25 protein-coding genes are annotated in these 23831 nt (G+C 30.5%); 11 read left to right on the forward strand and 14 right to left on the reverse strand.

The window, feature by feature from the left end; all coding sequences use genetic code 11:
* Positions 1-615: 615 nt before the first annotated feature.
* Positions 616-1317 carry a DUF4294 domain-containing protein gene (locus ES045_RS13130; RefSeq protein WP_147116750.1) on the reverse strand — a complete coding sequence of 234 codons (702 nt, stop codon included), beginning with the start codon at positions 1315-1317 and terminating at the stop codon, positions 616-618.
* 140 nt (positions 1318-1457) lie between these two features.
* Complete coding sequence (gene ligA / locus ES045_RS13135) at positions 1458-3455, reverse strand: NAD-dependent DNA ligase LigA (protein ID WP_147116751.1); 1998 nt, start codon at positions 3453-3455, stop codon at positions 1458-1460.
* Positions 3456-3533: 78 nt separating this feature from the next.
* Here ligA and ES045_RS13140 point away from each other — a divergent pair, with 78 nt between their 5' ends.
* Entirely contained in the window at positions 3534-4196 is a 663-nt protein-coding gene (locus ES045_RS13140; RefSeq protein WP_147116752.1) for a hypothetical protein, read from the forward strand.
* Positions 4197-4308: 112 nt separating this feature from the next.
* Here the strand turns inward: ES045_RS13140 and ES045_RS13145 are convergent, their stop codons facing one another.
* The 3 genes from ES045_RS13145 to ES045_RS13155 form a co-directional block, all read right to left on the reverse strand.
* Positions 4309-4878: a hypothetical protein gene (locus ES045_RS13145; RefSeq protein ID WP_223267253.1), complete on the reverse strand. Its 570-nt coding sequence runs from the start codon at positions 4876-4878 to the stop codon at positions 4309-4311.
* Positions 4879-5335: 457 nt separating this feature from the next.
* Positions 5336-6778: a glyceraldehyde-3-phosphate dehydrogenase gene (locus ES045_RS13150; protein WP_147116753.1), complete on the reverse strand. Its 1443-nt coding sequence runs from the start codon at positions 6776-6778 to the stop codon at positions 5336-5338.
* A gap of 134 nt (positions 6779-6912) precedes the next feature.
* Positions 6913-8289, reverse strand: coding sequence for a trypsin-like peptidase domain-containing protein (locus ES045_RS13155; RefSeq protein ID WP_147116754.1), 1377 nt, complete (start codon positions 8287-8289; stop codon positions 6913-6915).
* Between the two features lie 129 nt (positions 8290-8418).
* Here ES045_RS13155 and dapF point away from each other — a divergent pair, with 129 nt between their 5' ends.
* Genes dapF through ES045_RS13180 form a run of 5 tightly spaced genes read left to right on the forward strand, consistent with a single transcriptional unit; the run spans position 8419 to position 12366 of the window.
* Positions 8419-9189, forward strand: coding sequence for a diaminopimelate epimerase (gene dapF, locus ES045_RS13160; RefSeq protein ID WP_147116755.1), 771 nt, complete (start codon positions 8419-8421; stop codon positions 9187-9189).
* Positions 9189-9710, forward strand: coding sequence for a GNAT family N-acetyltransferase (locus ES045_RS13165; RefSeq protein ID WP_147116756.1), 522 nt, complete (start codon positions 9189-9191; stop codon positions 9708-9710). The genes dapF and ES045_RS13165 overlap by 1 nt, the downstream gene beginning before the upstream one ends.
* A gap of 28 nt (positions 9711-9738) precedes the next feature.
* Complete coding sequence (gene mltG / locus ES045_RS13170; protein WP_147116757.1) at positions 9739-10764, forward strand: endolytic transglycosylase MltG; 1026 nt, start codon at positions 9739-9741, stop codon at positions 10762-10764.
* A 23-nt stretch (positions 10765-10787) separates the two neighbouring features.
* Positions 10788-11690, forward strand: coding sequence for a DUF2279 domain-containing protein (locus ES045_RS13175; RefSeq protein ID WP_147116758.1), 903 nt, complete (start codon positions 10788-10790; stop codon positions 11688-11690).
* A 49-nt stretch (positions 11691-11739) separates the two neighbouring features.
* Positions 11740-12366: a peptidoglycan-binding protein LysM gene (locus tag ES045_RS13180; RefSeq protein WP_147116759.1), complete on the forward strand. Its 627-nt coding sequence runs from the start codon at positions 11740-11742 to the stop codon at positions 12364-12366.
* Between the two features lie 112 nt (positions 12367-12478).
* Here the strand turns inward: ES045_RS13180 and ES045_RS13185 are convergent, their stop codons facing one another.
* From ES045_RS13185 to dnaA, 3 genes are read right to left on the reverse strand one after another with little or no spacing between them, the layout of a single operon-like run.
* Complete coding sequence (locus ES045_RS13185; RefSeq protein WP_147116760.1) at positions 12479-13183, reverse strand: SAM-dependent methyltransferase; 705 nt, start codon at positions 13181-13183, stop codon at positions 12479-12481.
* Between the two features lie 59 nt (positions 13184-13242).
* Positions 13243-13695, reverse strand: coding sequence for a low molecular weight protein-tyrosine-phosphatase (locus ES045_RS13190; RefSeq protein WP_147116761.1), 453 nt, complete (start codon positions 13693-13695; stop codon positions 13243-13245).
* A gap of 44 nt (positions 13696-13739) precedes the next feature.
* The gene (gene dnaA / locus ES045_RS13195; RefSeq protein ID WP_147116762.1) at positions 13740-15167 is read right to left on the reverse strand and encodes a chromosomal replication initiator protein DnaA; all 1428 of its coding nucleotides are present in this window, start codon (positions 15165-15167) and stop codon (positions 13740-13742) included.
* A 172-nt stretch (positions 15168-15339) separates the two neighbouring features.
* On the opposite strand from dnaA, the gene ES045_RS13200 reads away from it, so the two are divergent.
* Entirely contained in the window at positions 15340-15738 is a 399-nt protein-coding gene (locus ES045_RS13200) for an acyl-CoA thioesterase (protein ID WP_147116763.1), read from the forward strand.
* Between the two features lie 14 nt (positions 15739-15752).
* Here the strand turns inward: ES045_RS13200 and ES045_RS13205 are convergent, their stop codons facing one another.
* The 6 genes from ES045_RS13205 to ES045_RS13230 form a co-directional block, all read right to left on the reverse strand.
* Positions 15753-16199 carry a BLUF domain-containing protein gene (locus ES045_RS13205; protein ID WP_147116764.1) on the reverse strand — a complete coding sequence of 149 codons (447 nt, stop codon included), beginning with the start codon at positions 16197-16199 and terminating at the stop codon, positions 15753-15755.
* Positions 16200-16289: 90 nt separating this feature from the next.
* Positions 16290-16895 carry an IMPACT family protein gene (locus ES045_RS13210; protein ID WP_147116765.1) on the reverse strand — a complete coding sequence of 202 codons (606 nt, stop codon included), beginning with the start codon at positions 16893-16895 and terminating at the stop codon, positions 16290-16292.
* A 62-nt stretch (positions 16896-16957) separates the two neighbouring features.
* Positions 16958-17818: an EamA family transporter gene (locus ES045_RS13215; RefSeq protein ID WP_147116766.1), complete on the reverse strand. Its 861-nt coding sequence runs from the start codon at positions 17816-17818 to the stop codon at positions 16958-16960.
* Position 17819: 1 nt separating this feature from the next.
* Positions 17820-18425 (reverse strand): HAD family hydrolase, encoded by a 606-nt coding sequence (locus tag ES045_RS13220; RefSeq protein WP_147116767.1) that lies wholly within the window; start codon positions 18423-18425, stop codon positions 17820-17822.
* Positions 18418-19461 (reverse strand): bifunctional diaminohydroxyphosphoribosylaminopyrimidine deaminase/5-amino-6-(5-phosphoribosylamino)uracil reductase RibD, encoded by a 1044-nt coding sequence (gene ribD / locus ES045_RS13225; protein WP_147116768.1) that lies wholly within the window; start codon positions 19459-19461, stop codon positions 18418-18420. The genes ES045_RS13220 and ribD overlap by 8 nt, the downstream gene beginning before the upstream one ends.
* Before the next feature lie 21 nt (positions 19462-19482).
* A complete protein-coding gene (locus ES045_RS13230; RefSeq protein ID WP_223267254.1) occupies positions 19483-19872 on the reverse strand; it encodes an LEA type 2 family protein in 390 nt (129 codons plus the stop codon).
* A 126-nt stretch (positions 19873-19998) separates the two neighbouring features.
* On the opposite strand from ES045_RS13230, the gene ES045_RS13235 reads away from it, so the two are divergent.
* Genes ES045_RS13235 through ES045_RS13250 form a run of 4 tightly spaced genes read left to right on the forward strand, consistent with a single transcriptional unit; the run spans position 19999 to position 23817 of the window.
* Positions 19999-20490 (forward strand): GNAT family N-acetyltransferase, encoded by a 492-nt coding sequence (locus ES045_RS13235; RefSeq protein ID WP_147116770.1) that lies wholly within the window; start codon positions 19999-20001, stop codon positions 20488-20490.
* 10 nt (positions 20491-20500) lie between these two features.
* Entirely contained in the window at positions 20501-21922 is a 1422-nt protein-coding gene (gene cls / locus ES045_RS13240; protein WP_223267255.1) for a cardiolipin synthase, read from the forward strand.
* A gap of 5 nt (positions 21923-21927) precedes the next feature.
* The gene (gene prmC, locus ES045_RS13245) at positions 21928-22794 is read left to right on the forward strand and encodes a peptide chain release factor N(5)-glutamine methyltransferase (protein ID WP_147116772.1); all 867 of its coding nucleotides are present in this window, start codon (positions 21928-21930) and stop codon (positions 22792-22794) included.
* A 60-nt stretch (positions 22795-22854) separates the two neighbouring features.
* Positions 22855-23817 carry an ornithine cyclodeaminase family protein gene (locus tag ES045_RS13250; protein ID WP_147116773.1) on the forward strand — a complete coding sequence of 321 codons (963 nt, stop codon included), beginning with the start codon at positions 22855-22857 and terminating at the stop codon, positions 23815-23817.
* Positions 23818-23831 lie beyond the last annotated feature (14 nt).

A 23831-nucleotide genomic window follows, 5' to 3' on the forward strand; every position in this document is an offset into this window, starting at 1 on the left:
ACTGAAAACAACTCTCTCAATGAACGAAACTAACAAACTAATATTCCTGTTAGCGGGTGCAAACTTACAACACCTTTTTAATATCTCAACTGTTTTTTTTGCCTTTTTTTAAATTGTTTTTTTAATAGAACTTAAATCATTGAAAATATGGGGGTTATCGTGGGGGCTGTTTCTCTTTTTTTTTATGTTTTTTAGGGTGTAAATTCTTTAAGCGTCTAATTCTTATTATTTTTAGTTACTTCGGTTACTATTATTAACACATAAGCTTATATGAAAACGTAAAAAAAAAGGATCTAATTCTTATTGAATATATACTTTACTAGGTATTATTATACTAAACAACGTGTTTTTTAACTGTAAAAAAGTTAAAAAAACACGTCTGAAAAGCTTGTTTGACATTCATCTCTTTTTTTAGAATGGATAATCCTTTTCAAAAATGACTGTGTTAGGGATTGAAATGACATCCTTTTTATGTTCAAACAAGGGGTAAGTGTCTGCTGATGCAAATAAATAAACTTACTAAAAAAAAAGTATTCTGAATAAATAACTCATAAAAAGATATAATGTAAAGCCCGACCACACCTTTTGTGTGGGAACACCCAAGAAAAATAAATACTAATTCTTCTTCTTTCTTTTCTTTTTCATTTTAGAAAACATCAACTTGTATTCTTCTACGTTGATTTTTGCTTTCTTAGATGTTATCGTTTTTAGGAAATCGAAATTTAATTTAGATTTTTGCGCTTGCAACTTATCGTCACGAAAAGCACGTTGCAGCACATCTTCTATTAAAAAATCTTCATTTACTGTTTCTGGTAGGTATTCTGTTTTTAAAGAGAGCTTAAAAATATTGGCAGTTACGTTGTACCAAAACGCTTTCCAACCACTTCTGAGTCCTCTTATATTATTAAAAACAGTTTTACCGGTTTGACGATGAATTAATTTAATTAAAATACGACCTTCTGTAGTGGTCATTTTTTTCATCTGGTCTGTAAATTCACCTTCAACGTAATTTTGCACTAACCTTGTGTACTGTCGCTTCTTTCTTTTTGAATCGATTCTTTCTAATCTAGCGTTTAAACTATCTAATCTTTCTGAAGCTAATTTTGCAAACGGATATGCTTTGTACACTTTTTTTCTAAACCACAAATAATATCGAATGTCTTCTTGCGAGTTGAATTTAGGTTTTGGCAAAAGTGCAATTTCATTTAGTTGTATAACAATTGAATCTCCTGGTTTTACAAAAATATATTCATCTATGTTTTTAGGCAACGAATCTATACCTCTCTTTTGTGAAAAAGTAAGAAACGAAATTGTCATTATATATAGGTATAGTATTTTTTTCAAAAAAAAGATTATTTGAATTTGTTTATGATTTTATTTTTGACAGAAAAACACCTTTTAAGAATATAGGTTTATGTTCTTGGATGCTCTACTGCAAAATAGATACCAAAGTTTATTTAATTGATTTTATCTATAAAATCTTGTTCTGAAATTATTGAAACCCCTAAGTCTTGCGCTTTTGTTAACTTACTTGGCCCCATATTATCGCCTGCAACAATAAAATTTGTTTTTTTAGAGATTGATGCACTTACTTTTCCACCATTGTCTTCTATCGCTTTTTTGAGTTCGTTTCTCGATAGTTGATGAAAAACACCTGAGACTACAAAAACTTGCCCTAGTAACTTGTCGGTTTGGTTTTCTAAACTTTCTGCAGAAACCTCTAATCGCAATCCGTAACTTCTTAAACGGTTTATTAATTGCATATTTTCTAAGTTATTTGAAAAATCGATAATGCTTTGGGCAATGCGATCTCCAATTTCATCTGCTTTTACCAGTTCTTCGAACGTTGCCTTCATTAAATTGTCTATCGATTTGAAGTGTTTTGCTAATTTTTTAGCAACCGTTTCACCAACAAAACGAATTCCGAGTGCAAATAATACTTTTTCAAACGGAATTTCTTTTGACTTCTCGATTCCGGTAATCATGTTTTGAGCAGATTTCTCTGCCATCCTTTCTAGAGGAATTACTTGTTCAACTTTTAAATCGTACAAATCTGCGTAATTCTGAATCAATCCTTCTTTGCGTAATAAATCTACCGTTTCTCCTCCCAAACCATCAATATCCATGGCTTTTCTAGAAATAAAATGCTGAATTCTTCCTGTTATTTGTGGCGCACAACCGAATTCATTCGGACAATAATGTTTTGCATCACCTTCTGTTCTTACCAGTGCGGTATTACATTCCGGACAATTGGTTGCATAAATTGTTGGTATTGAAGTTTCTAGACGTTTTGTAAAATCTACTGCTATTATTTTCGGAATAATCTCTCCTCCTTTTTCTACAAAAACAGTATCTTTTTCTCTAATATCTAATTTGTCAATTTGATCTGCATTGTGCAAAGACGCTCGTTTTACAGTGGTTCCTGCCAATTGAACTGGATTTAAATTTGCAACCGGTGTAATTGCACCCGTTCTACCAACTTGATACGTAATTTCATTTAATATGGTAGAAACTTGCTCTGCTTTAAACTTGTATGCAATTGCCCAACGAGGTGCTTTTGCTGTATACCCAAGCTCTTCTTGCTGTTGTAAGTTATTTACTTTTATTACAATTCCGTCTGTTTCATAAGGTAACTCATGACGATTGGCATCCCAATAATTCACAAAATTGTACACTTCATCAATTGTTTTTGCTAGTTTTATAGATTTTGGAACTTTGAAACCAACTTTTCTCGCATTTTCTAAACTTTCGAAATGCGTTTTATATTTTCTTTCTAATGTTACTACTTGGTACAACAAACAGTCTAAAGGTCTTTTTGAAACTTCAGAACTGTCTTGTAATTTTAAACTTCCGCTTGCGGTATTTCTAGGATTTCTATATTCTTCTTCTCCGTTTTCTAAACGTTCTTCATTCATTTTAATGAAACCCTCTAAAGGTAAAATGATTTCTCCTCGCATTTCAAAATCTGAAATAAAATCTTTTTTTATTGATAACGGAATGGAACGAATCGTCTTCACATTATTAGTGACTTCATCTCCTTGAAAACCATCGCCACGCGTTACTGCTTTTATAAACTGACCATTTTCATACGTTAGATTGATGGATGCTCCGTCGAATTTTAACTCACATGTAAATTCTAAATCTGTGCTTCCTAACACTTTTTCAACTCTTTTTTCCCAATCAAATAAATCTTCTTTGGAATACGAATTATCTAAAGAATACATTCTATTTTTATGAACAACTGTTTTGAAATTTTTAGTAACGGTTCCTCCCACTCTTTGCGTTGGTGAATTTGCATCAAAAAAAATTGGATTCTCTTTTTCTAACTTTTCTAATTCCTTTAATTTGATATCGAAATCAAAATCGGAAATAGTGGCATTATCTAACACATAATAATTGTAATTATGGTTGTTTAATTCGTCTCGAAGTTGTTGTATTTTTTCTTCAGTATTCATAAATATATTTATAGAAAAACTTGTATTTGAATTTAAAAAAATGTATTTTAAAAGCTCATTCAAAAATGAATTAAAAAAATGAAATACGCTATAAAAATACATAAAATTTCTACAGTTGAAGCACTTCCAAACGCTTGGAATGTAGAAGATTTAAAAGCACTTTTAGAAAAATTTGATTTCCCGGATGCACAAAGTGACAATCTAGAAGAACTACAAGAATTATTATCTATGGCAATTGCTGATTACGAGACACATGAAGCTGCTGCAATTGTATTAGAATATAAATTAGGTAACCATTTAAATGAAGGACAAATAGATTCTCTTTCTTATGAAATGTTGGTTGATAAAATTTCGGAAGAATACCCTGAAATTAGTTTACACCAAGAACTTTTTAACGTAAACCAATTATTACACAAAGCGTATAACGGGAAGTTTCCCAATACAAAAGCAACGATTGTAGATTTTGAAATTACTCCTTTATTAAATGCTGATAAAGAAATAACCAAAGAAATTGTACTAAAATGTTTTGCGAAGAATTTAGACAGTCATAATGTGATTATTCGTTTGTTTGGAAAACAATTAAATGGAGAAGAAGAATTTGAAGAAGCAGATGATATTATCTGGGAGTTGCAAAAAAATGATACGGGTTATCGTTTAATTACTTCGGAATATTTTATGAGTAAAAATGAATTTTTAAAGCCAGAAATGGATTGTAAAATTGAATTCTTTGAGGAAGAATAAAATTTAAAATATATTTTTAAGTTGTCTTTTTGAGCGTAATCGAAAATTTTATTAAAATTAATAAGTTATCGACTGCACTCAAAAAGGCATTTTTTTTAAAGTAAATGCTATTTTACTCTCTTACAGTTCCTGTAAAATGATTTACTTTAGAGTTTATAGGATTCCCAGAAGATCTTCTAAAACTGGCTACTTGACCAGCATGCCAAATTGCATCTGCAATTGGACCGTTAATTACATTAAAAAAGGGAACACTAATTTTACTTTCTTTTTTTACTGTAAATTCTGATAAGTTTTTACTTGCCTTAATTCTATTACTTATCGCTTGCAGGTTTAAAAGTGTTTGTTTTCTCATTTCTACAAACGTCATTTTTTCCTTTTCTATTTCTTGTTTGAATTCCGTTTTTATTAAACGCAACATCATATTAGATAAATCGTATAAATGATTTACGGTTTTCTGACAATCTCTCCCTTCTCCTTGTGGCTGATATGCTAAGTCTTCGGCACGCAAACCTTCTGTTGCCCAATAATATCTAAAACCTAAACCATCTATCATTCTTGCAACAGTATTTTGTGCTGTGTAATTTTCCTTCATTTGAGGAATCTGATGATATGGCAACTTTTCCTGTGAATTTATTGAAACAGTAAAAAATAAGATGGTTATAATTATTGGTTTAATATTCATTCTTTTTATTTTGAATGCTAAATTACGGAAAAGATTATTTTTTTATTAATATCTAATTGCAATTTATTTATAAAGTCTATTTCTTAACACGAAGGCACATAAAAAACATAAATATCTTTTCTTTTGATGAGACTCTTTTTAGGTTCTTCAGGCTTTATCCTTATGTCAAAAATTGATAATTAAGCTTAGTCCTGATTGAAGCATTTGGTTGAACGCTTTTTTTTTATAAAAAAGCGAGTGCCTTTCGCCTTGGCTCAAGATAAACTCCAAACAGAAAATAACTTCTAAAAAAACAAACCCCGAGACAAAAAATGTATCGGAGTTTTACATTCAATTTCCATTGAATACACTTGCATCAAAAGTGTTATTATAATTTGAGATCCCGTTATAAAACCGGGATTATTTCAACTAGCTGTTTTAAATTTGTTACTTTGCAACTTTTTAAAACAGCGTTTCATTAATAATAGGTAAATCTTCTCACTTTTGCGATGTGTTTTGCCAAGCGAATTACTTGGTGGGAATAACCGTATTCATTATCATACCAAACATAAATTACAATAGTTTCATTGTCTGTAATGGTTGCCTTACTGTCGAATATTGATGGCGCAGTCGTTCCAATAATATCTGAAGAAACCAACTCATTATCTATAGAGTATTTTATTTGCTCTACTAAATCACCTTCTAAAGCATATTTTTTAATTAAAGAATTTACGCCCTCTTTTGTCACTTTGGTATTTAATTGTAAATTTAAAATAGCCAAAGAACCGTTCGGAACAGGAACTCGAATTGCGTTAGAAGTTAGTTTGCCCGCTAAAGCTGGTATTGCTTTTGCAACTGCTGCACCTGCACCTGTTTCTGTAATGACCATATTTAAAGCTGCAGCTCTTCCTCTTCTATATTTACTGTGCATATTATCCACTAAATTCTGGTCGTTTGTATATGCGTGAATGGTTTCTAAATGTCCTTTTTTAATTCCGTAATTATCTTCTATCACCTTTAAAATTGGTGTAATTGCATTGGTTGTGCAGGAGGCAGCAGAAAAAATATTTTCTTTGTCTGGGTTATTTTGTTTATGATTTACACCATGAACAATATTAGGAACTCCTTTTGCTGGTGCTGTAATTAAAACTTTACTTGCTCCTTTCGATTTTAAATGCCTGCTTAATTCAACGTCATTTTTAAAAGCTCCTGTATTGTCTATAATTAGCGCGTCTTTAATTCCGTATTTTGTATAATCGATATCTTCTGGGCTATTTGCAGAAATCACATAAACAGTGGTACCGTTAATAATTAGTGCACTGTTTTCTACGTCTGTTTGAACCGTTCCTAAAAAGTCTCTGTGTACAGAATCTACACTTAATAAAGAAGCTCTTTTTTCTAAAATAGTCTCATTTATTTCTCCACGAATTACAATTGCCCGCAACCTTAACTGAGAACCTTTTCCCATTTTTGTCATTAACTCTCTAGCTAATAAACGCCCAATTCTACCAAAACCATATAAAACTACGTCTTTTGGTTGAATGTCTTTTGCGACTGTTGCGTCTTTTAACTTGTTTTGAACAAAAGCAACTTTGTCCTCACAGTTTTCTGAACTCAAATAACATTCGTAGGCCAATTTACCAATGTCTAATTTAGAAGACGGTAAATCTATTTGCTGAATTGCCTTTGCAATATCTAAAGCATCTAGAATTGAAATTGGCTTGTTTACAAATTCTCTTGCATACTCTATTAGATTTAAAACCTCACTAGCTCTTTTATCTACTAAAGGGTTTTTAAAAAGCACCAATTCAATCGATTTATCATACCATAAACCGTTTACGATATTAATAAATTCTACTGTAGCTCTTCTTGTTTGTGCTTGTAATAAAACTTCTTCGTTGTAATTTACTTTTGTTGACATAGTTGTGTTACTATAATTAAATTTTCGGCAAAAGTATCTATTTTTTTCACAACACGAAATCGATTTCGTTAAAAGTTTTAAAATAAAAAAATCCTGATTTAAAATCAGGATTTTTTAATAGATAAAATACTTTCTTAAAAACGAATTCTTTCTCTTTCTCCTTCTAAGTTTATCAACTCTATAATATTATTAGAATATTTAGGGTTGTATAATTTATTTAAAAGAGCAGCTGTTTCTTTAGCATTATCCACTTCTTTATCGTTTATTTTAGTAATAATGTAGTTACTTAAACCATACTTAGTGTCCTTAACTATTTTTATTCCACTATTGATTTTTCTAAGTTTCTTTTCTTCTTTAGACAACTCTTTTAATTCCCAACCCAGTGCTGTTACAGTAATAGCCTTTATCTTTTTTGTCAATGTCACATTTTTTACCAACAAATCTCCATCTCTTACAACAGTAATAGCTACAGATTCTCCTGGTCTTTTTGCCGTTAATTGCCCTCTTAATTCAGAAAACTTAGAAATTTTAACACTGTTTATTTTTACAATAATATCATCCTTTTGTAAACCTGCATTTGATGCTCCTTGGTTTTTTTCTACGTCTGCTATTCTTACACCTTCTACCTTATCATCTTCAGCTGGTAAGAAACGAATTCCTAAAACAGCTTCTTGTACAGTACCAAACTCTAGAATATCATCAATTATTTTTTTTGCAATGTTAGAAGGTACTGCAAAAGAATACCCAATAAAAGAACCTGTTTTAGAAGAAATGGCGGTATTTATTCCTATTAATTCGCCGCGTGAATTCACCAAAGCCCCTCCACTATTCCCAGGGTTTACAGCTGCATCTGTCTGTATAAAAGACTCTATATTTCTGTTTCCTTCTAAATCTCTTCCTTTAGCAGAAATAATTCCTGCAGTTACGGTAGACGTTAGGTTATAAGGGTTCCCAACCGCTAAAACCCATTCTCCTATTTTTATATTATCTGAATTTGCAAAAGCTACGTACGGCAAATCTATACCTGCATCAATTTTTAATAAAGCAATATCATTCGCGGCATCTCTTCCTATTAATTCTGCTTTGTATTTCTTTTTATTATTTAATGTTATTTCTAATGCGCTTGCACCATCAATTACATGATTATTCGTTACAATATAACCATCTTCAGAAATAATAACACCACTTCCTGTACCAACTTGTTCGTACTGTCTTTGTCCGTTTCCTCTTCCGAAAAAAAGATCTAACTGATTTGTTTGCGTTCTAATTGCCGTATTTTTAACATGAACAACAGCATGTACCGTTTTGTCTGCAGCAACTGTAAAATCTGTAGACATTTCTACCGAACCAGTGCTTTTAAAATTCGGATTATAATTTGTTGGAACCGTTTCTATAGGATTTTGAACTGCTCTTTCTATGACTACTTGATCATTAAATAGCATCTTGTAACCACCCAAAGTAAGTGCTCCTCCTAAAATTGCCATACCAAGAAAACTGAATGCTTTTTTCATTTTTATTTATTTTTGTTATCCAAAGATATAATTTTAACATATTAAAAAAATCTGTTTAACTTCTTTTTAACGGACTTTAACCACTTTTTAACAACCATTAATTATACGCGAAATACTTATCTTTGTTGTATGAATTTGAATTTTTATAAATATCAAGGAACAGGAAACGATTTTGTAATGGTAGATAACCGAACAAAAGTATTTCCTAAAGGAAACCTTAAAGTAATCTCTCATCTTTGCGACAGGAATTTTGGTATTGGCGCAGATGGTGTTATTTTGATTGAAAAGAACACTGAATTTGATTTCAAGATGATTTATTTCAATGCTGATGGTAGTGAAACTTTTTGCGGAAATGGAGGAAGATGTACTGTTGCTTTTGCAAAATATTTAGGCATTATTAAAAATACTACAAACTTTATTGCTGTTGATGGTTCTCATTTTGCTGAAATAGAAAATAGTATTGTTTCTCTAAAAATGATTGATGTTGAAGATTTACAAGTAAATGAGCACTCCGTTTTTACGTATACAGGAACACAGCATCATGTGGAATTGGTTGAAAGTTTAGACAATTACCCCGTTTATGAAAACGGTAAAAAAATAAGAGATTCATATGCAGCCCCTGGAAGTAATGTGAATTTTGTAGAACAAATTAATGAGGCTACTTTTAAAGTTAGAACCTATGAAAAAGGGGTAGAAAATGAAACTTTAGCATGCGGAACGGGTGTTACAGCAGTTGCAATTGCAATGCACAAAATAAATAAAACAACTAGTAATTTAATTTCATTGCCTGTAGAAGGTGGAAATTTAGAGGTTTCTTTTACAGAAAAAAATGGCGTTTACCAAAACGTGTTTTTAAAAGGATCTGCTACTTTTGTTTTTAAAGGTCAAATACAAATTTAATGCAAAATCTAGAAGGACCAAATATTAACTTACGTGCTTTAGAGCCAGAAGATTTAGACTTTCTATACAATATAGAAAATAACGAATCTTTTTGGGAAATAAGTCATACTCAAACTCCGTTTTCTAAATTTATTTTGAGACAGTACTTAGAAAATGCACATTTAGATATTTTTGAAGCAAAACAACTACGCTTATTAATAGAAGACAAATCAACAAAAAGACAATTAGGAATGATTGATGTTTTTGATTTTAATCCGCAACATAAAAGAGCTGGAATTGGGATTTTAATTCATCCCGATTTTCAACAAAATGGTTATGCGTCAGAAGCACTGTCCGTTTTAATTAATTATGCATTTTCTCATTTGAATTTACATCAATTATATGCGAATATTACTTCAGATAATGCTAAAAGTATTTCTTTATTTACAAAACATAAATTTGAAAAAGTGGGTGTAAAAAAAGAGTGGATTTTATCCGAAGGAAAATTTAAAGATGAAATCTTATTTCAATTGATTAAATAGTAACTTTACAGCCTAAATAAACAGACAATTGAAGAAAAAAATTATTTACACATTTACTGCCCTTTTAATAATTGGTGGAATGTTTGGTTACAACTATTATCAAAAAATATTCGGACAAGCAATTACAAAAGAACATGTGCTATACGTAACAGCTACAAATAGTTTGTTAGATATTAAAAAGGAATTAGAAGAATATTCTAAAAGCCCAGAAACTTTTCTTTGGGTTGCAGCTAAAAAGGACTTTTCAAATCCTAAACCTGGTAGATATGTTTTAACAGTAGGGATGTCTAATAATGATCTTGTTAATATGTTGCGAAGCGGAAGACAAACCCCTTTTAAATTGTCTTTTAACAATCAAGATACTCTAGAGAAATTTGCTGGTAGAATTGCAGAACAAATAAATGCAGATTCTATTTCTTTATTAACTTCTTTTAAAGACGATACATTTTTATCTAAAAATAGCTTAACGGATAAATCTGTACTCCAACTATTTATACCAAATACGTATGAATTTTATTGGACGGTTTCTCCAGAAAATTTTAGATCTAAAATGTTGGTTGCTTATAAGAGATTTTGGAATGACAGCAGACTTCAAAAAGCCAAAAAGTTAAATCTAACAAAAGAAGAAGTGAGTACTTTGGCTTCAATCGTTCAAAAAGAAACAGCACAAAATTCTGAAAGACCAATTGTTGCTGGTTTGTATTTAAATCGTCTTGAAAATGGTTGGCCTTTGCAAGCAGATCCTACAATTATCTATTGTGTAAAAGAAATAAAAGGGCAAGATTACGTTGTGAAAAGAGTTTTAACGGTAGATTTAGAAATTAACTCTCCGTACAACACCTATAAAAATAAAGGTTTACCACCTACTTTAATTTCTATGCCAGATATTTCTGCAATCGACGGCGTTTTAAATGCTACTAAACACAACTACTTTTATATGTGTGCTAGCATCGATAAAATTGGCTATCATGAGTTTGCAAAAACCTTAACACAACACAATAGAAATGCAGCAAAATACCAACGATGGTTAAGCGCACAAGGTGTAAATAGATAGTTGATTTTTTAATTATATAAATTTTGAAAAAAAAAAGCTTCGTATTTTGTTGGCTATCACTTCTGGTAACAACTTTTTGTTATGGACAAGAAGCTCCCTTTTTTAAAAAATCTGATACTTTAAATGCCAAAAGAAGAAACGCTGTAATTATTTCTGAAAGTGTTTTAGCGAGTGGAACTTTACTGGCGTTAAACGAACTCTGGTATAAAGATTATGCTCAGTCTAATTTTCATTTTAAAAATGATAATAACGACTGGAAGCAAATGGATAAAGCAGGTCATTTTATGACTTCTTATTACTTAGGCAAAATAGGTATGGACGTTTTAGATTGGACTGGAGTTTCTAAAAGAAATCAACTTATTTACGGGGCTACTTTAGGTTTTACTTTTTTAACTACCGTAGAAGTCTTAGATGGTTTTTCTAAAGAATGGGGTGCGTCACCAGGAGATATTATAGCAAATGCCGCAGGAACAAGTTTATTAGTTGGTCAAGAATTATTATGGAACGAGCAGAGAATTACCGTTAAATACTCTTTTCATCAAACTAGTTACGCAAAACAGCGACCAAAGACTTTAGGCGAAAACTTTTTACAACAATCTTTAAAAGATTATAACGGGCAGACATATTGGCTTTCTGCTAATATCTGGTCTTTTCACAAGGAAAGTAACTTCCCTAAATGGTTAAATGTAGCTTTTGGTTATGGTGCTGAAGGAATGTTATATGGCGAAACAAGACAAACGAACCCAACACTACAAACCCCTTACAGACAATTTTATTTGAGTTTAGATCTAGATTTGACAAAAATAGACACAAAATCAAAAATATTACAATCGGTCTTTTCTATTGTTAATTTCATAAAGATTCCTTCTCCAACACTAGAATTTAATACCAAAGGCCAAATAAAGCTTCACTATTTGTTTTTTTAATAAAATTTAACATATTGATAATCAATTACTTTTAAATTATATTGTAATTTTGCATCCGCAAAACAGAAATATACATTTTATCAAAAATAAAATTCTATTATTCAGTGTAGTTATCCTTTTTATCAATGCAACATCCATTGATAAAAAAAATGTTTCTAAGTCAGAAGCAGTAGCATTAACTAAATTAAGTTTTCCTAAATCTATAGGAAATGATATTTTTTATTTAGAAAGAGATTTTGTTGCTTTTAAAGAAGCAGTCGCTTTTAAAGAATCTCAAGGAAAATATGAAACTGTAAATACTTTAGGATATTTAGGAAAATATCAGTTTGGTAGAACTACTTTACATAGATTCGACATTTATAATACACAAGACTTTTTAAAAAACCCAGGTTTACAAGAAAAAGCATTTGTAGCTTTGTGCAAAGTTAATAAATGGATTTTGAGAAAAGACATTCAACGGTCTGTTGGTAAAACAATGAACGGTATTAAAATAACAGAATCAGGAATTTTAGCAGCTGCTCATTTAAGTGGTGCTGGAAACGTAAAGAAGTTTTTAAGAAGTTATGGTTCTCAACGTTTTTCTGATGCATACGGCTCAAGTATTCAATCTTACTTAAAGAAATTTGCAGATTACAATGTTTCTAATATTATAGCAGATAAAAACGCGAAAGTTTAATCTACTTTCCTAATAACAAAAAAAACACACTTTATTAGACTTCAAGAGTCTAATAAAGTGTTTTTTTTTGTTTCTATATTTACTAATACATAAAGGCTAATATTATTATTTGCTACTTGTGAATAATAAAAATAGCCGGCTTCTTATGTAAATTTGGTGTTTGACTGTTCCAATCTTGTACAGAAAGTGTTTTAATAAATTCTGACGGCAGCGTAATATCTGCAGCAATACATAAGTTTGTAGTTGGTGCTAATGCCGCTTTTAAATCTGCAAACATTTTTTCATTTCGATAAGGGGTTTCAATAAAAATTTGAGATTGATTTTTATCTTTAGATAACTTTTCTAAATCTTTAATTGCTTTTTTTCGATCTCCTTTATCGATTGGTAAATAGCCGTTAAAAGCAAAGTTTTGTCCGTTCATACCAGAACTCATCATTGCCATTAAAATAGAACTTGGACCGACTAAAGGCACAACCTGAATGTTGTTTTCATGTGCTAATTTTACAATACTCGCTCCTGGATCTGCAACTGCTGGCACACCCGCTTCAGACAATAACCCCACGTTAACACCCTCTTTACAGACATCTAAATACCTTCTCGTTTCAATTTCTTCTGCATATTTATCTAAAGACATTAATTGTAAAGATGGTTGCGATTTTTTTGGTGCAATTTTCTTGATAAACCTTCTTGCAGTTTTTTCATTTTCTACAATGTAATAATCAATTTCTTCCACTACTTTTTTTACAGATAGAGGCATTACCTCTAAAGGTTCTGTATCTCCTAATGTTGTGGGAATTAAATAGAGTTTACCAATCATTTCTTATATTTTAAGTACTGTTGTATGTGTTTTTTACTGATGATTGCCCAAATAATTAATTAAGATAGTTTACTTGAAATAGCAGTACAAGCTTCGTCTAACATTTTATATACATCTTCGAAACCAGCATCTCCACCATAATACGGGTCTGGAACTGATAAATCTTTAGTGGGGTTTGATTCTTTTAAAATCATTTTTACTTTCTGCTCATCTTCTTTGTTTCTGGCTAACAAAAGTATGTTGTTGTAATTGCTATCATCCATAGCATAAATAAAATCAAAAAAATCGAAATCTTTTACTGTGATTTTTCTTGCTTGTTGATTTGTGATGTCAATTTTGTATTTTTTCGCAATATAAATAGAACGTATATCTGGAGGGTTACCTACATGATAAGCAGCAGTTCCTGCAGAGTCTACAAAAACAGCATCCGTATTTACTTTAGATTTTAAAATACCTTCTGCCAATGGAGAACGACAAATATTCCCTAAGCAAACCATCAGTACTTTTTTCATCAGAGTAAAATTAAATGAAGTATCGTTTAAAAAAAGTTTTCTTTTTAAAACGTTAACTTTTTTGTTAAGTCGTCTACGTATTTTCTAAATTGCTTGTCCGTTTCGGTTAGATTGTCTACTGTTTTACACGCATGTAAAACGGTTGCATGATCTCTTTGCCCAATTTGGTTACCAATACTGGCTAAAGACGTTTTTGTTAATCTCTTCGCAAAAAACATTGCTAATTGACGTGCTTGTACAATATGGCGTTTTCTTGTTTTAGATTGTAAGGTAGCAACATCCATATCAAAATACTTAGAAACTTCTTTCTGAATATAATCTATAGAAACCTCTTTTTTTGTATTCTTAACAAACTTATCTACAATCTGTTTTGCCAATTCTAAAGAGAACTCTCTTCTATTAAAAGAAGCTTGTGCAATCATCGAAATAATAACACCTTCTAACTCTCTAACGTTAGATTTTATATTTTTAGCAATGTATTCAACAATTTCTTCTGGCATTTCTACACCATCTCTAAACAATTTATTGTCTAAAATAGAAATTCTAGTTTCATAATCTGGTGCTTGTAATTCTGCAGACAATCCCCATTTAAAACGAGATAACAAACGCTGTTCTATGTCTTGCATATCTACAGGTGCTTTGTCTGATGTTAAAATTACTTGCTTACCATTTTGATGTAAATGATTAAAAATATGGAAGAAAACATCTTGTGTACCTGCTTTACCAGATAAGAACTGAACATCATCAATAATTAACACATCTACCATTTGATAGAAGTGAATAAAATCATTTCTTGTGTTCGATTTTACAGAGTCTATAAATTGTTGTGTGAATTTTTCCGAAGAAATATACAACACTGTTTTATCTGGATATTTATCTTTGATATCTACACCAATAGCATGTGCTAAATGTGTTTTTCCTAAACCAACACCACCGTAAATTAATAACGGATTAAAAGAAGTTCCTCCTGGTTTATTGGCAACTGCCATACCTGCAGAACGTGCTAATCTATTAGCGTCTCCTTCTATAAAGTTAGCAAAATTATAATTAGGATTTAACTGAGATTCTATTTTAACCTTTTGTAGTCCTGGAATTACAAAAGGGTTTCTTAATTCTCTTTTACTAGAATCTACAGGAGCTGTAACATTTTGTGGTTTTAACGGATCTCTGTTAGAACTAGGAATTTTAACAATTTGCGGCCTGTTACTGCTATAATTGTTTTCCATTTTCACGTCGTAAATCAATTTAGCATCACTACCTAATTGTCTTACCAATGCAACTCTTAACAATTTAATGTAGTGCTCTTCTAGCCATTCGTAAAAAAACTTACTAGGCACTTGTATTGTTAATGCTTCTCCTGAAAGTTTTACGGGCTTGATAGGTTCAAACCAAGTTTTATATGCTTGTGGTTTAATATTGTCTTTTATAAAGGACAAGCAATCATTCCAAACAGATTCAGCAGTTAAATTCATTTATTGTTTTGGGTACTTATAGAGTTATTAAATAGGGTAAAAAAAGAGAATCTAACCTGCTTTTTTAGGTTATACAAAAGTGTGAATAAAATTCAGTATAAAAAAATCAATTTGCTATTGATTATTAACTATTTTTTGCGTAAAATGCTAAAATAAACTTTATCTATAATAATTGAAAAAATCATCAACAAAAACAAGAATTAGATATTCTGAAACCGACCAAATGGGCGTTGTGTACCACGGTAACTACGCTCAATTCTTCGAATTAGGAAGAACAGAATGGCTACGCTCTTTAGGAGTTACTTACAAAGACATGGAAATGAGTGGCATAATGCTGCCCGTAATTTCGATACAGTTTCAATTTATAAAATCTGCACTTTATGATGACATATTAACAATTCATACTTTTTTGAAAAAAAAACCTATGGTAAAGATTGAATTTGATTATGAAATTAAAAACCAAAATGACGAACTCATTTGTACCGGAAATTCGGTGTTAGCTTTTTTGAATTCTAAAACAATGAAACCAACTCGTTGTCCTGATTATTTATTAAAAGGTTTGGGATATTAATATCATTTGACTGCCTATTCTTTATCAAACCCATAAATTTGAAGATTTGTAAGACTCCCTTTTAATATATTAGCAAATTCTGGTAGCCTCTTAATAATACTATCAATTACTTTCGGGTCTGTTAAATCTGTGCGAATACCAGGTATCATTGCTAGAGAAGAATTATCGAAATCTGCACAACCCATTGCCCAGTCAGAAAACATCCGGCTGTCTGAAATACGATCGTCTATAATTTTAAAATCAATATGACGTGAATCTTTAACAAGACGAGCAAGTAAATCATTAACATCATCCAGTTCTCCTTCAATAATTTGAAGAAAATAACCATCTTTATGAATTAAAACCCCACTAATATTGTCTAGTGAATTGTAAGCTCTAGAATCATGTAGTAAATCTAACAAAGTACGCTTACTAAAATGAATAGTAGCTTTACTAGTATATGCGATGCGACGTAATTTCATAACAATTTATTTTAAAGAATAACTTCACCAAATTCACCAACCTTTAAGTAAGAAAATAAAGTTACTTTTTTTTTATTTAAAAACAAAAAATTATTCTAAAACCTTCACATCAACTTTATATAAATTGTTAAAAATTGCAAAAATTGAATCCGCATCCTTTTTTCTTACGGAAATGATATACTGACAATCCATTTCTAATTTCTGACTCACTATGTTTATATTTTTTTCTTTGACAACTCTCATCACAGGGTTCATCAAATCGTAATTAAAAGTCAGTTTATATTCAATATTTATGGTCTTCTCTAAAATATAAGAAGCTTCTAATGCCATTTGAGCAGAAGTTTTGTACGCTGAAATTAAGCCGCCAACACCTAATTTTGTTCCTCCAAAATACCGAACAGAAACAATTAAAATATTAGTAACTTCAAAAGACTGAATTTGCCCATAGATTGGCATTCCTGCAGAGTTATTTGGCTCCCCATCATCATTTGCTCTAAACCTAATTTTCTCAATACCTAATTGGTAAGCGTAACAAAAATGGCGTGCAGCATGGTGTTTTTTCCGAAGTTCTTCTATGCTCTCTTTTACATCTTCTTCAGTTAAAACAGGAAAAGTGTACCCAAAGAACTTACTTCCTTTTTCTTTAAAAAGGGTTTCTTTAGATGGTTTCTCTATCGTTTTATAAACGTCTTCCATTGTAAATTTTTAAATATTGAAATTAGAATAGCAAAACTATTTTAATATTCAATGATGAAGTTCTATGCAATTGTAACCAATACAATTCCTAAAATTGCCAAAGCAACGCCTATTTTATTTTTTAAGCTAAATTTCTCCTGAAAAAGTAACAAACCAACCAAAGTAGAAAGAATTACAATTGCCACATTGTTTATGGTAAATAAAGTTGAACTCTCAAATTCGTTATTTTGCAAAGCTTTTATTAAAAACACTATCGAGTAATAATTAGGAACCCCTAAAATAACACCTGCAATAATATTTTTTAGGCCGAAAGCTTCTCTTTTTTTAATTGTTTTAAGCACCAAAATAACCAGAGCGAAAATAGCTGCAATGCCAAATAAACTTCCAGAAAATATAGAAACGTCTTCATCTGCTACGTGGTTTACTTGTACGTATTTTAAAAACGTATCTATAGTACCAGAGCCTAAAAAGAGTAATATAGGAAACACTAAAGTGCCTCTATTTTCTGACTTACCTTCTTTTACCGAAGACAAGTACACAGCAACCAAAGCAATAATAATTCCTACTATTTTTAAGAAGGTAACCGATTCATTGTATAAAATTATTCCGAAGAAAACAGGAACAACTACAGACATTTTTCCTGAAATAGACGCTACCGAAACTCCGTTTTGTTGAGATGTCATTGCCATTACAAAAAAAACAGAAACAAACAACGCGCCTAAAATTAAAGAACCAGGAAACCAAGGTTCTAAATAAATTTCTGAAATAGGTATTTGTCTTTTTGCCAACAAAAACCCCATTGAAAAAGCAACAATATAGTTTACAAAAATAGCCTTTAAAACATTTATTTTATAAATACCAAAATATTTAAAAATCACAAATAATCCTGTAGAAAAAAGAATGCTTAAAAGTAGAAAAATCAAACTATAGCTGGTTTTTAGTAAATAATTCTACCACATCATCTGTACCTGGTAGTAAATGCCAAACCTCAATTCCTAAAGCTTTTGCACCATCTGTATTTTCTTTAGTATCATCTATAAAAAGTGTTTCTTCTGCGATTAGATTGTTTTCTCTTAAAACAAATTCATAAATATTATTATCTGGTTTTCTAAAATTTATTTCGTGTGACAAATAAAATTGTTCAAAGCAAATTTTAAAAGAATGATACAAGTCCATTCCCCAATCTTTTTTTATCCAAGAAATATGTAAATCATTGGTATTACTTAACAAAAACAGTCTATATTTTTTACTTTTTGCCAATTCTTGAATAAATTCTAAACGTTTTTTAGGAAAATCTAACAAAATAGAATTCCAAGTTGCAACTAATTTTTCTGAAGGAATATTCAACTTTTCTTCAAAAAAAGTTAAAAAACCATCCGTAGAAATAAGTCCTTTTTCATATTGCTGCAAAACAGGCCGCATTTCTTCAGAATTTTGAAAAACTCCTAATTTCTGTAACTCATTTGCAAATTTTTTTTTATCTAAATTGATAAAAATATCTCCAAAATCGAAAACAATATTTTTAATCATTATAATATGTTTTTAAAACATCTTTTTTGATGTTTTCTTGCGTATATTTCTTTTTAATTTCAGGTGATTTTATTCCGTCTTTAAAATTATTATCTCCTATAAAAACCATGGCTTCATCCCATAAATTTTCATCAATAAAAGTTTGTAACGTTTGCGTTCCTCCTTCTACAATTAAAGACTGCATATTATGCTTGTAAAGCACTGAACAAATTTGTGAAGCAATCTTTTTAGAAAAATCTATCTCTTCAAAAATTAAATTTTCTCTTAATGCTAAACTCTTAATTCTTGCGTCTTTTTTATCGTCTCTTTTTTCAGTAATTAAAATCGTTTGTACGCTTCCATCTAAAATATGTACACTTTCGGGAATTCTTAACGTACGATCTAGGACAATTCTAATAGGATTTTCACCAAACCAACTTCGAACATTTAATTTAGGATTATCTGCTAAAACGGTATTTGTCCCCACTAAAATAGCGTGCTCTTTACTTCGTAATTTATGCACCAATTGTTGTGAATATTTGTTAGAAATAAAAACGGGTTTGTTTTCATTTTTCGATTTTGGAGCAACAAATCCGTCTTTGGTTTCTGCCCATTTTAAAATTATATAAGGACGCTTTTTTTCTTGCACCGTAAAAAATCGTTTGTGATGTGTTCTACATTCATCCTCTAAAACACCAACTACAACTTCTATATTTGCATTTTTTAAACGCTCTATACCTTTACCAGCAACCAAACTATTAGCATCTAAACAACCAATTACTACTTTTTTAAGCTGATGTTTTACTATTAAATCTGCACAAGGTGGTGTTTTACCAAAGTGACTACAAGGCTCTAACGTTACGTATATAGTTGCTTCTTTTAAAAGTGCTTTATTTTCGACCGAATTAATTGCATTTACCTCTGCGTGATTTCCACCAAAAGTAGCTGTAAAGCCTTCTCCTATAATTTTATTTTGATGCACAATAACAGCGCCAACTGAAGGGTTCGGACGCGTTGTTCCCAATCCGTTTTTGGCAATCTGCAAGCAACGTTTTATGTAGAATTGATTTGTGATATCTTAAAATTTAATTTTTATTTCCTGTGTTTTATCAATTAAAAACTCTCTTTTAAATCCAAAAACAACATATTCTAAGTTTCCTTTAATCTGAACATTTACTTTATTGGTAATCAAAGAATTTAACAAACCACCTAAAGCGCCGTTTTTATTTGAATTCAGGAAGTTTTTAGTGGGAATATGCGCAATTAAGGGAATTGAAAATTCATTTCTAGCCGGTACTTTAAACTCATCTGAAAAAACTTGAGCCACCTCTGCTCCATTTACAAAAACTTTTATATCCTCTGTGGTAATTTTACCACCAACATCATTCGGGTTTTCAAAAAAAGCATCTGCTTTTAATTTTATCGTATCAGATTCAAAACTTAGTATCTTCAAATTATCTACCTTCATAAAGATAGGCTCTTTTTGAACAGAACAACAAGACATCAATAAAACTATAACCAAAAAAAATAATGTGTTTTTCATCAAAAAAAAATAAAATTTAGGTAACTTGCTCTTGCAAAAATACGGTAATAAATGACAAGTGAAAATTTTATTATAAGAGAAATAAAGCCCACAGATAATTTAGAACTCTCTAAAGTAATTAGAGGTGTAATTTTAGAAATGGGTGCTCCTAAAACAGGAACCGCTTATGAAGATAAGGCTACAGACTTCATGTTTGAAACCTACCAAAAAGAAAAAGTTGCCTATTTTGTTTTAGAACATAATGCTAAAATTATTGGTGGCGCAGGAGTTGCCAAGTTAGACAATTGTGAAACTAATATTTGTGAACTTCAAAAAATGTATTTCTTACCAATTGCAAGAGGAAAAGGCTTGGGAACAAGTTTAATTTCTAAATGTTTAGAAAAAGCAAAAGAGTTTGGTTTTGAAGGTTGCTATCTAGAAACCATGCCTTATATGGAAGCTGCTAGAAAATTATACAAAAAAAATGGTTTTCTTAATTTAGACAAACCAATGGGAAATACAGGCCATTATTCATGTAACGTTTGGATGCTTAAAAAAATTTAAAACCAATATTTTGTCATACTACATCCTTACAATACTACATTTTATTTTATTCAGTTGGGCATTTTACAATATTTTATATTTTGGCATTAAGCCTTCAAAATCTCTAAGTTGGATTCTTATCACGCTTTTTTTTCCTTTCATAGGTGTTATCGCATATGTGATTTTTGGAATTAATAGAAGAAAATTAAAATTTTTAGAACTAAAAGAAGCCAAGCGTAGAAAAAATTACATTAAAAGATCTTTCAAAAAAACCAATAACAACTGTTCACAAAAATTAGATTCTACAAAAGCCAAAAAAATATCAACCCTCATTTTTAAAACTACAAATATTCCATTAGATGAAGGTAATAATATAAAACTTTTAAAAAATGGTAGAGAGGCCTTTGATGCCATTATAGAGGCCATTAAAAATGCAGAAAATTTTATTCATCTTCAATATTACATATTTGAAGACGGTAAAGTTTTAGACAATATCATTGATGAAATAGAGAAAAAGAGAAAAGAAAATGTAAGCGTTAGAATTTTATATGATGGGTTTGGAAGTTCTTCTCTAAAAAAATCTACAAAAGAAAGATTAAAAAAGATGGGTGCAGAAATTTACCCGGAAACACCATGGGAATATGGGAAGTTTCTTTTTTCTTTAAATCATAGAAACCATAGAAAAGTATGTGTAATTGATAATAAAATTGGCTTTACTGGTGGCGTAAATATCACTGACCAATATATAGATGATAAATTTCTAGGCATTTGGCAAGACACACATTTGCAAATTGAAGGTTGTGCAGTAACTAGTTTACACAAGTCTTTTTTAAAAGACTTTTATTACGCCACAGAACAAGATTTAAGTGAAGATCAAAGATTTACCAAGTCATTTTCTTGCGAAGGAAAATCGAGATTGCAAATTGTTTCTGGTGGGCCAGATTATGAGCAATCTATAGTTATGCAACAATATTTAAGCTTAATTAATTCTGCAGAAAAAAGCATTTGTGTTCTAAATCCGTATTTTATACCAACCTTTTCTATTTTAGAAGCCTTTAAAATGGCTGCTTTAAGTGGAATAAATGTTACTCTATTATTGCCTAAAGTAGGAGATTCTAAAATGGCAAAATATAGCATGTATTCTTATTTTGAAGATTTAATTAAGGCTGGAGTTACTATTTATTTACGAGACGATTTTTCACATTCTAAAGTTATTTTTATTGATGATGAAATTTCATCTGTTGGTTCAACTAATTTTGATTGTAGGAGTTTTGAGCACAATTATGAATTAAATGCTTTAATTTTTGATGAGGATATTACACTAGAATTAAGAAAAGAATTTGATGAACGTGTAGCAAAAGCATCAAAAATAGTATATGAAGAATTTAGACAAAGAAGCTTCAAACAAAAAACATTAGAGCGTTTAGCACGTTTCTTAAGTCCGTTATTATAAAACTTATGACTCTTAAAGAATTCAAAAACTATTTCTCTGAAGCACTTTCAGAAACCTACCCGAAGACAGAAATAGACAGCTTTTTTTTTATTTTAATGGAAGAAAAACTGAATCTACAAAGAATTGATACGGTTCTAAAACCAGATTTTTTAATTACTGCTAAAAATTTAACAGACTTAAAGAATATTCTTAAACGATTACAAAAAGAAGAGCCAATACAATATATCTTAGGAAATACAGAATTTTATGGTTTGCCTTTTATCGTTGATAAAAACACCTTAATTCCGAGAGCAGAAACCGAAGAATTGGTTGAATGGATTCTTTTAGAAACATCAGAATTAAGAACCAAAAATGAAGATAAAACACTCACTATTTTAGATATTGGTACAGGAACAGGCTGCATTCCTGTTTCTTTGGCTAAAAACCTACAAAATACAAAAATTTCTGCTATTGACATTTCTTCGGAAGCTTTAAAAATTGCGAAACAAAATGCCGTTTTAAATAACGTTGAAGTTGATTTTATTGAACTGAATATTTTAGAAGCAAACAAACTACCTCAACAATTTGACATAATCATCTCTAACCCACCTTACGTTAGAGAACTAGAAAAAGTAGCAATTAAAAATAATGTGCTCGAAAACGAACCTCATTTGGCTTTATTTGTAACTGATGAAAATCCGTTATTATTCTACAATAAAATAGCAGATTTAGCAAAACAACAGCTGTCTAAAAACGGATTATTATTCTTTGAAATCAATCAATATTTAGGAAAAGAAACGGTTGCAATGCTCAAAGAAAAAGGGTTTATCAATATTGAATTAAAAAAAGATCTATTCGAAAATGATCGAATGATAAAGTGCGGATTGGTTTAATTTGTTTCAAAATTTAAAAATAGAACTTCTTTCTATACACACATAAAAATACTTTAAAGAATGAATACATTTGTTCAAATCGACACTCCATTTATTGAAAAAAACACTGTTTTCACAGAATTAGTTCAAAAATTACAAGAAAGCTTCTCTAATAAAAAAGTGATCGTTCCAATGAGACACCATCACGATTTTCCAAATCCTACAACAAATACAGAATCTACATTATTATTAATGCCTGCTTGGAATTCTGGAAAAGATGCAGGTGTAAAAATAGTAACCGTAAGCCCAGAAAACAGTCAGTTTAACTTACCATCAATTAATGGTACCTATATTTATTTTGATGCCATTAACGGAACTTTAAAAGCCATTTTAGATGCAAAAAGTCTAACTGTAAAACGCACAGCCGCAGCTTCTGCCTTAGCCTCTTCTTTCTTATCTAGAGAAGACTCAAATTCTCTATTAATGATTGGTACTGGTGCATTATCTACAAACCTTATTAAAGCGCACGCTTCCGTTAGACCGATTAAAAATGTTTTTATTTGGGGAAGAAATTATAAAAAAGCACAAGCTATTTGTGAGGAGTTATCTAATGAAAGCTTTGCAATTACTGCAATTAAAACTATTGAAGAAAAAATTTCTGAAGTAGCCATTATTTCTTCTGCTACCTTAACTAAAACACCTTTAATTTTAGGCAGCTATTTAAAACCAGGACAACACGTAGATTTGGTTGGTTCCTTTAAGAAAGATGCAAGAGAGGCTGATAATGAAACTATATTAAAAGGAACTGTTTTTCTAGACACGTATCAAGGTGGATTAACAGAAAGTGGAGATATTGTAGCTCCGTTAAAAGAAGGAGTTCTTAAAGAAGCCGACATAAAAGCTGATTTATTCGAACTTTGTTCCAACACAAAAAAAGGAAGATTAAATGCGAAAGAAATCACCGTTTTTAAATCTGTGGGGCATGCTCTAGAAGATTTAACCGCTGCAAATTATTACTATCATAAATTCATAGAAACAACCTAACCAATAAAAAAATA

Origin of the sequence: Polaribacter sp. IC073 (assembly GCF_007997075.1) — a bacterium.
Classification (GTDB): domain Bacteria; phylum Bacteroidota; class Bacteroidia; order Flavobacteriales; family Flavobacteriaceae; genus Polaribacter.

Excerpts from the sequence above, each read along its gene's own strand:
- ES045_RS13130 (WP_147116750.1), bottom strand. The coding sequence starts at position 1,317 with ATGACAATTTCGTTTCTTACTTTTTCACAAAAGAGAGGTATAGATTCG.
- ligA (WP_147116751.1), bottom strand. The coding sequence starts at position 3,455 with ATGAATACTGAAGAAAAAATACAACAACTTCGAGACGAATTAAACAAC.
- ES045_RS13140 (WP_147116752.1), top strand. The coding sequence starts at position 3,534 with ATGAAATACGCTATAAAAATACATAAAATTTCTACAGTTGAAGCACTT.
- ES045_RS13145 (WP_223267253.1), bottom strand. The coding sequence starts at position 4,878 with ATGAATATTAAACCAATAATTATAACCATCTTATTTTTTACTGTTTCA.
- ES045_RS13150 (WP_147116753.1), bottom strand. The coding sequence starts at position 6,778 with ATGTCAACAAAAGTAAATTACAACGAAGAAGTTTTATTACAAGCACAA.
- ES045_RS13155 (WP_147116754.1), bottom strand. The coding sequence starts at position 8,289 with ATGAAAAAAGCATTCAGTTTTCTTGGTATGGCAATTTTAGGAGGAGCA.
- dapF (WP_147116755.1), top strand. The coding sequence starts at position 8,419 with ATGAATTTGAATTTTTATAAATATCAAGGAACAGGAAACGATTTTGTA.
- ES045_RS13165 (WP_147116756.1), top strand. The coding sequence starts at position 9,189 with ATGCAAAATCTAGAAGGACCAAATATTAACTTACGTGCTTTAGAGCCA.
- ES045_RS13185 (WP_147116760.1), bottom strand. The coding sequence starts at position 13,183 with ATGATTGGTAAACTCTATTTAATTCCCACAACATTAGGAGATACAGAA.
- ES045_RS13190 (WP_147116761.1), bottom strand. The coding sequence starts at position 13,695 with ATGAAAAAAGTACTGATGGTTTGCTTAGGGAATATTTGTCGTTCTCCA.
- dnaA (WP_147116762.1), bottom strand. The coding sequence starts at position 15,167 with ATGAATTTAACTGCTGAATCTGTTTGGAATGATTGCTTGTCCTTTATA.
- ES045_RS13205 (WP_147116764.1), bottom strand. The coding sequence starts at position 16,199 with ATGAAATTACGTCGCATCGCATATACTAGTAAAGCTACTATTCATTTT.
- ES045_RS13210 (WP_147116765.1), bottom strand. The coding sequence starts at position 16,895 with ATGGAAGACGTTTATAAAACGATAGAGAAACCATCTAAAGAAACCCTT.
- ES045_RS13220 (WP_147116767.1), bottom strand. The coding sequence starts at position 18,425 with ATGATTAAAAATATTGTTTTCGATTTTGGAGATATTTTTATCAATTTA.
- ES045_RS13230 (WP_223267254.1), bottom strand. The coding sequence starts at position 19,872 with ATGAAGGTAGATAATTTGAAGATACTAAGTTTTGAATCTGATACGATA.
- ES045_RS13235 (WP_147116770.1), top strand. The coding sequence starts at position 19,999 with ATGACAAGTGAAAATTTTATTATAAGAGAAATAAAGCCCACAGATAAT.
- prmC (WP_147116772.1), top strand. The coding sequence starts at position 21,928 with ATGACTCTTAAAGAATTCAAAAACTATTTCTCTGAAGCACTTTCAGAA.
- ES045_RS13250 (WP_147116773.1), top strand. The coding sequence starts at position 22,855 with ATGAATACATTTGTTCAAATCGACACTCCATTTATTGAAAAAAACACT.